We start from the raw sequence: 13,075 nt of genomic DNA, 5'->3' as shown, positions 1-13,075 counted from the left end.
AAAGATCGCAGCCTGCGGCAGCTCCTACGGGCAGGCTGCGATCTTTTGATCTTGATCTTTACCGGCCACCACCCAAATCGACAAAGGTCCCCGTCGCATAGGACGCCTTGTCCGACAGCAACCACACAATCGCCTCCGCCACTTCATCCGGGCGCCCGCCACGGGCCATGGGAATCGCCGACTCCAGCTTGCTGACCCGATCCGGATCGCCGCTCAGCGCATGGAAATCGGTGTAGATGTAGCCCGGTCGCACCGCGTTGACCCGAATTCCCTCACCCGCCACTTCCTTGGACAAACCGATGGTGAAGGTGTCGAGCGCCCCCTTGGAGGCTGCGTAGTCGACGTACTCGTTGGGTGCGCCCAGACGCGAGGCCACCGAGGATACGTTGACGATGCTGCCGCCCTGCCCGCCGTGCTTGGGCGACATGCGCAGGATGGCGTGCTTGGCGCAGAGTACGGGCGCCAGCACATTGGTCTTGAGGATCTTGAGGATGCGGAATTCGGACATCTCGTCGACCCGGGATTTTTGCCCGACGGTGCCGGCGTTGTTCACCAGCGCCGTGACCCGGCCCAGCTCGCTGTCCACCCGGTTGAACAAGGCGATGACTTCGTCTTCGATGCTGACGTCGGCGCGCACCGCGATGGCTTGGGCGCCCAAAGCGCGGACCTGGTCCAGCACCGTTTGCGCGGCCTGCTCATCGGCCTGGTAGTTGATGCAGATCCGATAGCCTTGTTTGGCAGCCAACAGCGCCGTAGCGGCACCGATGCCGCGACTCCCGCCGGTGATGACGATGACTTTTTCCATGCAAACTTTCCCCCTTTCAACCCTATGCAGTCGGGGGGAAGAATAACCGCCATTGGCGGATTTTGCATGAAACCCTCATCGGTCCGGCCGGATCAAGCCAAGGCCAACTGCTCGGCGCGGTGGATTTCTTTCATGAAGCGTTCGGCTGGCAACGGGTGCCCCAGCAGATAACCCTGCAACGAATCGCAACCGAGCTGGGTCAGGAAGTCCTGCTGCGAGCCCGTTTCCACGCCTTCGGCGACGATCCGCAAGCCCAGTGCCTGGCCGAGGGCGACGATGGCCGATACGATCGCGGCGTCATCGCTGTCACGCTCCAGGTCGCGTACAAAACCGCGGTCGATCTTCAGCTCGTTGGCCGGCAGGCGCTTGAGGTACATCAAGCTCGAGTAACCGGTACCAAAATCATCGATGGACAGGTCAACGCCCATGTCCGACAGCTCCTGCAACACCGTCATGCTCGCATCGGCATCGCTCATGGCCGTGGTTTCAGTGATTTCCAGAGTCAGGCTGTTGGCTGGCAAACGGTGCGTGGCCAGCGCCTTGGCGACGCTCTGCACCAGGCCCACATGGCAGAACTGCAAGGCCGAGAGGTTCACCGCGATGCGCCAATCGGTGTAGCCCAGCACATACCATTCGCGCATCTGGCGGCAGGCTTCGTTGAGCACCCACTCACCGATAGGAATGATCAGCCCGGTCTTCTCCGCCAGTTCGATGAATTTGTCCGGCAACAGCATGCCCTGGGTCGGGTGCTCCCAGCGCAACAACGCTTCGGCGCCCACCGGGCGGCCGTTGTTGGCATCGAACTTGGGCTGGTAGTGCAGGCTGAACTCTTTCTGCTCCACGGCATTGCGCAGGTCCTGGAGCAATTGCAGCTGCTTGCGCGCGTTGCTGTTCATCGAGGCATCGAAAAAGCTGTAGCCGTTCTTGCCCGTGCCCTTGGCGTGATACATCGCCGCATCGGCGTTCATCAGCAATTCGTGAGCGGTCTGGCCATTGCCCGGATACAGCGCGATGCCGACGCTGGCGGAGATCTGCAAATCATGATCGGCCACCCGGAACGAACGGCCGATCAGGCTGACCTGGCGGGCCGCGAGGTTCATCGCGTCGTCCGGCTCGCTCAATTGCACCAGCAGCACGAACTCATCGCCGCCGATGCGCGCCAGGGTGTCCTGGCCACGCAGATCCTCGCGCAGGCGCAGGCTGACTTCGCGCAGCAACTGGTCACCCATGTGGTGACCGAAGGCGTCATTGACCGGTTTGAAGCCATCGAGATCGATGAACATCAACGCCAGACATCCCCCCTCGGTGTCGACCCTGGACATGCCCTGATCGATGCGATCGGCCAGCAACACGCGATTGGGCAGGCCGGTCAGCGTGTCGTGCAGGGCCAGTTGGGTCAGTTCGCGATTGGCCTCGGTCAACGACTGGGCAAGGTTGGCGGTCCGGGCTTCCAGGCGCGCATCGAGGATCGAGGTCAGCAAGGCGATGCACAATACCGCCAGGGTGGTGATCAGGACCAGGTTGTCGAGGCCATTGCCGCGCAAGCCATTGACGGCTGCGCCGCAAAAACTGCCCTCAGGAAATTGCGCGGCGGCCATGCCAGTGTAGTGCATGCCGACGATGGCAATGCCCATGATCACCGCCGCGCCACCACGGATCAGGCGCACATAAGGTGTGTGCTGGCGCAGGCGGAACGCAATCCAGAGTGCAGCGCCCGAGGCGCCAACCGCTATGCACAGCGACGCGCCGAACAGCGTCGGGTCGTAATCGATGCCCGGCTGCATGCGCATGGCCGCCATGCCGGTGTAATGCATGGCACTGATCCCGGCACCCATGACCAGCGCACCGAACGCCAGCTGCCAGGCCGGCAACCGCGCCTGGCTGACCAGCCACAGGGCGAAACCGCAGGACAGGATGCCGATCAGCAGTGACAGCAAGGTGATGGGAAGGTCGTATCCCAGGTCGATAGGCAACTTGAACGCAAGCATGCCGATGAAATGCATCGACCACACCCCGACGCCCATGGCAAACGCCCCGCCTGCCGTCCACCAATGCACCGCCCGGCCCTTGGCCGTGGCAATGCGCCCGGTCAGGTCCAGTGCGGTGTAAGAGGCGAGGATGGCCACGCAAAGCGAAATAATTACCAGCGTTGGGGAGTAACTACCGATGAACATGAAGATGTCTCGTTATCACCCCCGTACTGCTTCCGTTCTCGGAGGTATAAATCCGGCGATTGTACTGATTCCAAATGAGAACGCACTCACAAAATGAGCAAAAGGCCAGCAAGGCGATGAAACGCTTGTTTTAAGGTTTTACATTAACTCCGTCCACACTCGTGTCCCCTGTAGGAGCCGGCTTGCCGGCGAAGGCGTCCTCGACCCTTGCGCCAGTCTTTCGGCCGTCTTCGCTGGCAAGCCAGCTCCTACAGGTTTTGCGGTGATACATAGATCTTGTGGCATAACACACCCCCCTGTAGGAGCTGCCGCAGGCTGCGATCTCTTGACGTTGCCTTTAAAAATCAAGATCAAAGGATCGCAGCCTGCGGCAGCTCCTACAGTTGACCGTCCCATCCGCCACCCAGCGCCGCAATCAGCTGCACACTGGCAATCAGGCGGCTCTGCAGCAGGTCCAGGGTGCTGCGTTCATTGCTCAATGCCGCGGCCTGGACCACCACCACATCCAGGTACGCGATCACCCCCGCCTTGTACTGGTTCTCGGTCAGGCGCAACGACTCGCGGGCCGCGTCCAGCGCCTGTTGGCGTACCACGGCTTCGTCCTGCAGCACCTTGAGCTGGACCAGGTAGTTCTCCACTTCGCGGAAGCCGTCGAGCACGGTCTGGCGGTATTTGGCCACGGTTTCGTCGTAGGCCGCTTCACTGCGGTCCACTTCCGCCGACCGCTGGCCGCCGTCGAACAAGGTCATGGCCAGTTGCGGGCCGACCGACCAGAAACGGTTCGGCAGGCTGAACAGGTCTTTCGAGGTGCTGCTGCTGTAACCGCCGTTCAAACTCAGGGTCAGGTCCGGGTAATAAGCGGCCTTGGCCACCCCGATGTTGGCGTTGGCGGCGATGACCGAGCGCTCGGCCGAGGCGATGTCGGGGCGGCGTTCCAGCAGTTGCGAAGGCAGGCTCAATGGCACCGCCGGCAAGGCCGGGATGGTCTGGGTTTCCGCCAGGCTGAATTCGGCCGGCGGCAAGCCGATCAGCACGGCGATGGCGTTTTCCAATTGGGCGCGTTGCCAGATCAGGTCGACCATGTCCGCCTCGGTGCCCTTGAGTTGCGTCTGCGCCTGGGCCACCGCGTCCTTGCCGGAAACCCCGGCGCGGTACTGGTTTTCGGTCATCTTCAGCGAGCGCTGGTAGGCCGCGACGGTCGCCTCAAGTAAACGTTTCTGCTCGTCGATCACCCGCAATTGCAGGTAGTTCTGCACCAGTTCCGACTGCTGGCTCAAGCGCATCGCCGCCAGGTCGGCAAAACTCGCCTGGGCATTGGCGGTATCGGCTTCCAGCCCGCGGCGCAACTTGCCCCAGACATCCGCTTCCCAACTGACCCCGGCCTGGGCGGTGTAGGTGTCACGAATCCCACTGGAGGAACTGGTCAGGCTGGAGCTGCTGCTGCCGGTGCCCTGGCTGGAGCGGTTTTTCCCCAGGGTCAGGTCCACCGTCGGAAAAAACGCACCCCGGGCGCTGCGCACCAGGGCCTGGGCCTGGCGGTACTGGGCTTCGGACTGGGCGACGGTCTGGTTGGCGCTGTTGAGCTTGTCGATCAGGCCATTGAGTTGCTGATCGCCGTACAGCTCCCACCACGCACCGCGAGCCAGGGAATCGCTCGGATTGGCCTGGCGCCAGCCGGCCGCTTCCTTGTACTGCGCAGGTTCCGCGGTTTGCGGGCGCTGGTAATCCGGGCCGACGGCGCAGGCACTGAGCATCGCCACGCACAGCGACAGGCTCAGCAAGCGCGAGCCACGGGCGGTGATCAGCGGTGTAGCCAGGTTGAACAGCGAACGGTCAGTCATAGCGGAGTTTCCAGGGCAGCATCGGTACGCACCCCACGCCAGCGGTTGAAGCGATGGCGCAGTTTGTCGAGATAGAGGTAAACCACCGGGGTGGTGTAAAGGGTCAGCACCTGGCTGAAGATCAGCCCGCCGATGATGGTCAGGCCCAGCGGCTGGCGCATTTCCGCCCCTTCGGCGCGGCTCAGCAACAGCGGCAAGGCGCCGAGGATCGCGGCCAGGGTGGTCATCAGGATCGGCCGCAAACGTTGCAGGCAGGCATTGCGAATCGACTCCAGCGGTGCCATGCCCTGATGGCGCTCGAGCTGCAACGCCAGGTCGATCATCAGGATGGCGTTTTTCTTCACCACGCCGATCAGCAGGAACAGGCCAAGCAATGAGATCAGGCTGAACTCACCGCCCAGGGCATAAATCGACAACAGCGCGCCGACACCCGCCGAAGGCAAGGTCGAGAGAATGGTCAGCGGATGAATGTAGCTTTCATACAGCACGCCCAGCACCAGGTACACCGCCACCAGCGCGCCGAGGATCATCCATGGCTGGCTCTTCTGGGTCGCGGCAAAGGCATCGGCGGTGCCGGCCATTTTCGCAATGACGTCTTCGGGCAGTCCCACCGAGGCAATGGCCCGCTCGATGGCGGCACTGCCCTGCTCCACGGTCACGCCTTCGGCCATGTCGAAGGCAATGCTTTCCGAGGCGAACTGGCCTTCGTGGCTGACCCGGTCGTCTGCCAGGCTGTTCTCGTAATGGGCGATGGTCGACAGCGGTATCCGCGCGCCGTCCGCGGTGATCACCTGCACCTGCTTGAGCGTGATCGGGTCCTGGGCGTACTTCGGATTGACCTCCATCACCACCTGATACTGGTTGAGGCTGTCGTAGATGGTCGAGATCTGGCGCTGGCTGTAGGCGTTGTTGAGCACCGCCGTGACCATGTCCATGTCCACCCCAAGGCGCTTGGCCTGGTCGCGGTCGACGATCAGCGTCACCTGCTGGGCACCCCGCCCTTCGCGGGCATCGATCGCGGTCAGTTCGGGCAGCGCCTTGAGGGCGGTCACCACTTTCGGATACCACTCGCGCAACGCGCCCAGATCCCCGCTTTGCAGGATGTAGGAGTACTGCGACGAAGTCTGTTCGCGGCCACCGCCAAACTGCAGGTCCTGGTCGGCCATCAGCATCAGTTGCGCGCCGGCGACCTTGGGCATTTCCTTGCGCAGGCGTTCGATGACCTTTTGCGCGGAAATACTGCGCTCCTTGATCGGTTTCAGGCGCACCAGCATGAACGCGTTGTTGGTGCCGTTGGTGCCTCCGATGAATCCGGCGACGCTTTCCACCGCCTCGTCCTTGAGCACGGCGCGGCGGAAGACCTCCATTTTCGGCTGCATCACGCTGAACGACAGACCATCGTCGCCGCGCACGAAACCGATCAACTGACCGGTGTCCTGCTGAGGAAGAAACGTTTTAGGAACAACGATATACAACGCAACGTTAACGCCAATTGTCACAAACAGACTGAGCAGTGTCAGGCGCTTGTGACGCAGCACCCAGTCGAGGCTGGTGGCGTATTTGCCGACCATCCAGTCGTTGGCTCGCCGGCTCCAGCGCTGCAAACGGTTTTCCTGGCCCGGTGTGTGTGGCTTGAGCCAGCGGGCACAGAGCATCGGCGTCAGGGTCAGCGAGACCACCAGCGACACCACGATCGCCGCCGCCAGGGTGATGGAGAATTCGCGGAACAGGCTCTCGATGATCCCGCCCATGAACAGGATGGACAGGAACACCGCCACCAGCGAGACGTTCATCGACAGCAAGGTGAAGCCGACTTCCTGGGCGCCGAGGTACGCCGCCTTCATCGGCCGCACCCCCGCGTCGATGTGCCGGGAGATGTTCTCCAGCACCACGATGGCATCGTCCACCACCAGCCCGGTGGCCAGGATCAACGCCATCAGCGACAGGTTGTTCAGCGAGAAACCGTAGAGGTACATCACGGCAAAGGTGCCGACCAGCGACACCGGCACCGCCAGGGTCGGGATCAGCGAGGCGCGGAAGTTGCCGAGAAACAGGAACACCACCAGGATCACCAGCGCCACGGCGATCAGCAGGGTCATTTCCGCTTCGTGCAACGTGGCCTTGATCACCGGCGAGCGGTCCATGGCCAGGTTCAGCTTGACGCTGGCCGGCAGTACGGCCTGCAACGCCGGTAACTGGGCCTTGATCTCGTTGACCGTCTCGATGATGTTGGCCCCGGCCTGGCGGTTGATCACCAGCAGCACCGCCGCATCGTCGTTGAAGAAGCCACTGTTGTAGCGGTCCTCGACGCCGTCGCTGACCTTGGCCACGTCCTTCAGGCGCAGGGCGGCACCGTCCGCGTAGTGGATGATCAGCGACTCGTAGTCCTTGGCCTTTTCCAGCTGGTCGTTGGCCTGCACCTGCCACAGTCGCTGGCCATCCTCCACCGAGCCCTTGGGCCGGCGCACGTTGGCATTGGCGATGGTGTTGCGCACATCGTCCAGGGCCACGCCGTATTGGTTGAGCGCGTGGGGTTCGAGCTCGATGCGCACCGCTGGCAGGGAGCTGCCGCCGATCTGCACTTCGCCGACGCCCTGCACTTGCGACAGGCTCTGGGACAGGATGGTCGACGCCAGGTCATAGAGCTGGCCTTTTTCCAGCACGTCCGAGGTCAACGACAACACCATGATCGGCGCCTGGGACGGGTTGACCTTCTTGTAGGTCGGCATGCTGCGCATACCGCTGGGCAGCAGGTTGCGCGAGGCGTTGATCGCCGCCTGCACTTCCCGCGCCGCGCCGTTGATGTCGCGGTCCAGGTCGAATTGCAGGATGACCCGGGTCGAGCCCTGGCTGGAGCGGCTACTCATGGTATTGACCCCGGCGATGGCGCCGAAGGAACGTTCCAGCGGCGTGGCCACGGTGGAAGCCATGACTTCCGGGCTGGCGCCAGGCAGGCTGGCCTGGACCACGATCACCGGGAAGTCCATCTGCGGCAACGGCGAGACCGGCAACAGGCCGAAACTCACGCCGCCCAGCAGCATGATCGCCAGGCTGAGCAACATGGTTGCCACCGGGCGCTTGATGAAAGGACCGGAGAGGTTCATGGCTGCTCTACCGCTTCCACGGCTTCAGGCTTACGACCCCAGCGCCGACCGAGACGGTCGAAATACAGATAGATCACCGGTGTGGTGAACAGGGTCAGGACCTGACTCAACAGCAAGCCGCCGACCATCACCAGACCCAAGGGTTGCCGCAATTCCGCGCCGGAACCGGTGGCCAGCATCAACGGCACCGCGCCGAACAAGGCTGCCAGGGTGGTCATCAGGATCGGCCGGAAACGCAACAATGCCGCCTGATAGATCGCCGTTTCCGGGTCCATGCCCTGGTTGCGTTCGGCGTCGAGGGCGAAGTCGATCATCATGATCGCGTTCTTCTTGACGATGCCGATCAGCAGGATGATGCCGATGATCGCGATCATCCCCAGGTCATTGCCGCTGAGGATCAACGCCAGCAAGGCGCCGACCGCCGCCGAGGGCAAGGTCGAGAGAATGGTGATCGGGTGGATGTAGCTCTCGTAGAGCACGCCCAGCACGATGTACATGGTCACCACCGCCGCCAGGATCAGCAGCAAGGTGCTCGACAGCGACGCCTGGAAGGCCTCGGCCGCGCCCTGGAACTGGGTCTGCACGCCAATCGGCATGCCGATGTCCTGCTGTACCTGCTCGATGATCTCTACCGCATGCCCCAGCGCCACGCCGGGGGCGAGGTTGAACGACATCATCACCGCCGGGAACTGGCCGATGTGGGTGATCGCCAGTTGCGCCTGGCGCTCTTCGATATGCGCCAGGCTGGACAGGCGCACCTGCCCGCCGTCGGTGGTCTTGACGTGGATCTGGTCCAGCGCCTGCGGGCCAATCTTCTCGCCGGACTGCGATTGCAACACCACGCGGTATTGGCTGGCCTGGGTGTAGATCGTGGAAATCTGCCGCTGCCCGAAGGCGTCGTACAGCGCGTCGGTGATGTTCGACACCGACACCCCGACCCGCGACGCGGCGTCGCGGTCGATCACCAGGTAGACCTGCAAGCCCTTGTCCTGCAAGTCGCTGGCGACGTCGGTCAGCTCCGGCCGTTGGGCCAGGGCATCGACCAGACGCCCGCTCCACAGGCTGAGCAGTTCGGAATCGGGCGACGACATGCTGAACTGGTACTGCGTGCGGCTGACCCGATCTTCGATGGTCAGGTCCTGCACCGGTTGCATGAACAGGCGGATGCCCACCAGTTTGTCCATCTCAGGCTGCAAGCGCGCGATCACTTCAGTGGCGCTCAGGTCGCGGTCGCTGTGGGACTTGAGGTTGATAAGCAACCGACCGCTGTTGAGCGTCGAGTTGTCGCCGTCGACGCCGATGTAGGACGACAGGCTCTCGACCGCCGGATCCGCCAGGATCACCTTGGCCAGCTCCTGCTGCCGCTCGCTCATCGCGGCGAAGGAAATCGACTGCGGTGCTTCGGAAATGCCCTGGATCACCCCGGTGTCCTGCACCGGGAAAAAGCCCTTGGGCACCACCATGTACAGGAACACCGTCAGCGCCAAGGTGCCAATGGCCACCATCAGCGTCAGCGGCTGGTGCTTGAGAACCCACTTTAACTTTCGCCCGTAAGCCGCGATCATCCAATCAATTGCTGCACCGCTGGCGCGGTAGAAACGGCCTTGCTCTTCTTCCTTTGGCTCGCGCTTGAGCAATCGCGCGCACATCATCGGCGTCAGGGTCAGGGACACCACCAGGGAAATCAGGATCGCCACCGCCAGGGTGATCGCGAATTCGCGGAACAGCCGCCCCACCACATCGGCCATGAACAGCAACGGGATCAGCACGGCGATCAGCGACAGGGTCAGGGAAATCAGGGTGAAGCCGATCTGCTTGGCGCCCTTGAGCGCCGCGTTCAATGGGCTGTCGCCCTCTTCGATGAACCGGGAAATGTTCTCCAGCATCACGATCGCATCATCCACCACGAAGCCGGTGGCGATGGTCAGGGCCATCAGGGTCAGGTTGTTGACCGAAAAGCCGGCCAGGTACATCACGCCGAAGGTGCCGATCAACGACAGCGGCACGGCCACCGACGGAATGATCGTGGCGCTGGCCCGGCGCAGGAACAGGAAGGTGACCATCACCACCAGGGCGATGGCGATCAGCAGTTCGTGCTGCACGTCGGTGACCGAGGCGCGAATGGTCTGGGTGCGGTCGGTCAGCACGGTGACATCGAGGCCGGCCGGCAGGTTGTCGGTGATGCTCGGCAGCAAGGCCTTGATCCGGTCCACCACTTCGATCACGTTGGCCCCTGGCTGGCGCTGGATGTTCAGCAACACCGCCTGGTTTTCATTGGCCCAGGCCGCCAGGCGTTCGTTCTCGGCGCCGTCGACGATTTCCGCCACGTCCTTGAGCCGCAACGGCGCGCCGTTGGCGTAGGCCAGGATCAGGTTGGCGTAATCCTTGGGCGAGGTCAGTTGATCGTTGGCATCGAGCATCGACACCCGGGTCGGGCCATCGAAGTTGCCTTTTGGCTGGTTGACGTTGGAGGCGCCGATCAGGGTGCGCACGTCCGACAGGTTCAGGCCGTTGGCCGCCAGGGCCTCGGGGTTGACCTTGATCCGCACCGCCTGGCGCTGGCCACCGGCAATGCTGACCATGCCGACGCCGCTGATCTGGGCGATTTTCTGCGCCATGCGGGTGTCGACCAGGTCGTTGAGCTTGGGCAACAGCATGGTCTTGGAGGTGATTGCCAGGGTCAGCACCGGGGTATCGGCCGGGTTGACCTTGTTGTACACCGGCGGTGCCGGCAAATCCTTGGGCAGCAGGTTGGTCGCGGCGTTGATCGCCGCCTGCACCTGTTGCTCGGCGACGTCCATGTTGATGTCGAGGCTGAAACGCAGGGTCAGCACCGAGGCGCCGCCGGAGCTGGTGGACGCCATCTGGGTCAGACCGGGCATCTGCCCGAACTGGCGCTCGAGCGGCGCGGTCACGGCGCTGGTCATGACATCCGGGCTGGCGCCGGGATACAGGGTCATGACGCGAATGGTCGGGTAATCGACCTGGGGCAAGGCCGACACCGGCAGCAGGCGATAGGCGATCACGCCGGCCAGGATAATGGCCAGCATGCTCAGGGTGGTCGCAACCGGGCGAAGGATGAACAGCCGCGAGAGATTCATGCGCCGCCCTTTTTCGCCTTGTTGGCAGGTGCCGGTTCAGTCGTGGTGGCCGCCGATTTGCCCTGCAGGTGGCCGGCGGGGTTGGTCGGCACTTGCTGCGGGTCGTTGACCACTTCCACATCGCTGCCGTCCTTGAGGCGGTCGGTGCCCTCCAGCACCACCCGATCACCGGCGGACAGGCCTTCGGTGACCACGGTGTTCTCGCCGTCGCTGGCACCGATCTTCAACTGACGGATCTTGACCTTCTTGTCGCCGTCCAGGGCATAGACGAAGGTGCCATTGGTGCCGAACTGGATCGCTGCGGATGGCGCGAGCACCACGCCTTTGAGGGTGTCCGCCAGCAGGCGCACATTGACGAACTGATTGGGGAACAGCGCCTGGTCGCGATTTTCGTAGCGCGCCTTGAATTTCAGGGTGCCGGTGGTGACATCGATCTGGTTGTCCAGGCTCTGCAGCACGCCGGTGGCCTGCAGCTTGGTGTCGCCACGATCCCAGGCCTCGGCCGGCAGCTTGGCACCGCTGCGATAGCGGGCCAGCACCACGTCGAGGCTGTTTTCCGGCAAGGTGAAGGCCACGCTGATGGGTTGGGTCTGGGTGATGATTGCCAGCGCCGTGGTGTCGTTGGCCGCCACCAGGTTGCCGACGTCCAGCTGGCGCAGGCCGACACGCCCGGCAATGGGTGCGCGGATCCGGGTGAATTCGAGATTGAGCTTGGCGTCGTTGACCGCCGCCTGGTTGGTCTTGACCGTACCCAGGTACTGACCGACCAGTGCCACGGCGGTGTCCAGGGTTTGCTTGGCGATGCTGTCCTCGCGGTACAGGCCGGTATAGCGCTCGACATCCACCTGGGCGTTTTTCAACTGTGCCTGGTTCTGCAGTAAGGTGCCTTCAGCCTGGAGCAAGGCGTTCTGGTAGGGACGCGGGTCTATTTCAGCCAGCAGGTCGCCCGCCTTGACCATCTGCCCTTCCTCGAAATAGATCTTCATCAACTCACCACCGACACGGCTGCGCACGTTGATGGTGTTCAGCGCCGTCACCGTGCCCAGCGCCTTGTAATACAGCGGGAAATCCCCCGTGACCGCCGGCGCCACACGCACCGGCACAGGCCCTGCCGCGCCGCCAAACCCCGGCCGCATCCCGCCTGACCTGCCGGTGTGCCCGGCCACGGCTTTTTGCCCCGCACCCTCTTTCGGCGCAGCGCTGCCCGGCCAGAATTTCCAGCACAGGGCGGCGATGACCAACAGGACAAGCAGGCCAAACAGCCAGCGACGAGGACTACGGGAAGCGGAGGATTGCATTGAGTGATCAACCATTGGGCGCGTGGGCTTGTTTTACATGAGGCTGAACGATAAGCACTGGTGGGTCATAAGCAAAGCGCCTTTACCGGCAATTTACCTTCGGCTTACGTAACAGGAGAGATATCCAACATACTGAAACACAAATGAAAACGGCCTGGACAGGGCCAGGCCGTTAACAATTGTAATGCTTTACTTACTTCAGAGCGGCGAGCGCGGCTTCGTAGTTAGGTTCTTCAGCGATTTCCTTGACCAGCTCGCTGTGCAGCACGTTGTCGTTTTCGTCCAGTACCACCACGGCACGGGCGGTCAGGCCTTTGAGTGGGCCGTCAGCAATGGCCACGCCGTAGTTCTCGATGAACTCGGCACCGCGCAGGGTCGACAGGTTCTGCACGTTTTCCAGGCCTTCGGCACCGCAGAAGCGAGCCTGGGCGAACGGCAGGTCAGCGGAGATGCACAGCACCACGGTGTTGGCGACATCGTTGGCCTGGGCGTTGAACTTGCGCACGGAAGTGGCGCAGGTCGGGGTATCGACGCTTGGGAAGATGTTCAGCACTTTGCGCTTGCCGGCGAAGTCTTGCAGGGTGACGTCGGACAGATTGCCGGCCACCAGGGAAAAGGCTGGCGCCTTGGAACCGGCTTGTGGCAGTTGGCCGTTGACTTGAACCGGGTTGCCTTTAAGAGTGACTTGAGCCATGAACGGAGTCCTTCTGAACGTTGGTGGTGGAGAATTTTGAAGAGGCAGAAGTTAACCA

7 protein-coding genes are annotated in these 13,075 nt (G+C 62.8%); all 7 read right to left on the bottom strand.

Going from position 1 to position 13,075, the window contains the following annotated elements:
* Positions 1-58 precede the first annotated feature (58 nt).
* The 7 genes from SOP85_RS08000 to tpx all read right to left on the bottom strand — a co-directional run bounded on the left by SOP85_RS08000 (position 59) and on the right by tpx (position 13,017).
* A complete protein-coding gene (locus SOP85_RS08000) occupies positions 59-805 on the bottom strand; it encodes an SDR family oxidoreductase (protein WP_274077328.1) in 747 nt (248 codons plus the stop codon).
* Positions 806-897: 92 nt separating this feature from the next.
* On the bottom strand, positions 898-2,979 hold the full coding sequence (locus SOP85_RS07995) for a putative bifunctional diguanylate cyclase/phosphodiesterase (RefSeq protein WP_323626619.1): 2,082 nt from the start codon (positions 2,977-2,979) through the stop codon (positions 898-900).
* Between the two features lie 377 nt (positions 2,980-3,356).
* Positions 3,357-4,820: an efflux transporter outer membrane subunit gene (locus tag SOP85_RS07990; RefSeq protein ID WP_274077330.1), complete on the bottom strand. Its 1,464-nt coding sequence runs from the start codon at positions 4,818-4,820 to the stop codon at positions 3,357-3,359.
* A complete protein-coding gene (locus SOP85_RS07985) occupies positions 4,817-7,924 on the bottom strand; it encodes an efflux RND transporter permease subunit (RefSeq protein ID WP_323626618.1) in 3,108 nt (1,035 codons plus the stop codon). The genes SOP85_RS07990 and SOP85_RS07985 overlap by 4 nt, the downstream gene beginning before the upstream one ends.
* Positions 7,921-11,025, bottom strand: a complete 3,105-nt coding sequence (locus SOP85_RS07980; protein ID WP_323626617.1) for an MdtB/MuxB family multidrug efflux RND transporter permease subunit — start codon at positions 11,023-11,025, stop codon at positions 7,921-7,923. The genes SOP85_RS07985 and SOP85_RS07980 overlap by 4 nt, the downstream gene beginning before the upstream one ends.
* Positions 11,022-12,338, bottom strand: coding sequence for an MdtA/MuxA family multidrug efflux RND transporter periplasmic adaptor subunit (locus SOP85_RS07975; RefSeq protein ID WP_274077333.1), 1,317 nt, complete (start codon positions 12,336-12,338; stop codon positions 11,022-11,024). Before SOP85_RS07975 ends, SOP85_RS07980 begins: the two co-directional genes overlap by 4 nt.
* Positions 12,339-12,516: 178 nt before the next feature.
* On the bottom strand, positions 12,517-13,017 hold the full coding sequence (gene tpx, locus SOP85_RS07970; RefSeq protein WP_274077334.1) for a thiol peroxidase: 501 nt from the start codon (positions 13,015-13,017) through the stop codon (positions 12,517-12,519).
* Positions 13,018-13,075: the final 58 nt, after the last annotated feature.

Origin of the sequence: Pseudomonas sp. YuFO20, from assembly GCF_035064975.1 — a bacterium.
Taxonomy (GTDB): Bacteria; Pseudomonadota; Gammaproteobacteria; order Pseudomonadales; family Pseudomonadaceae; genus Aquipseudomonas; species Aquipseudomonas putida_AE.
The sequence above is the reverse complement of the archived record's forward strand: the minus strand, read 5'-3'. Positions and strand labels throughout refer to the sequence as shown.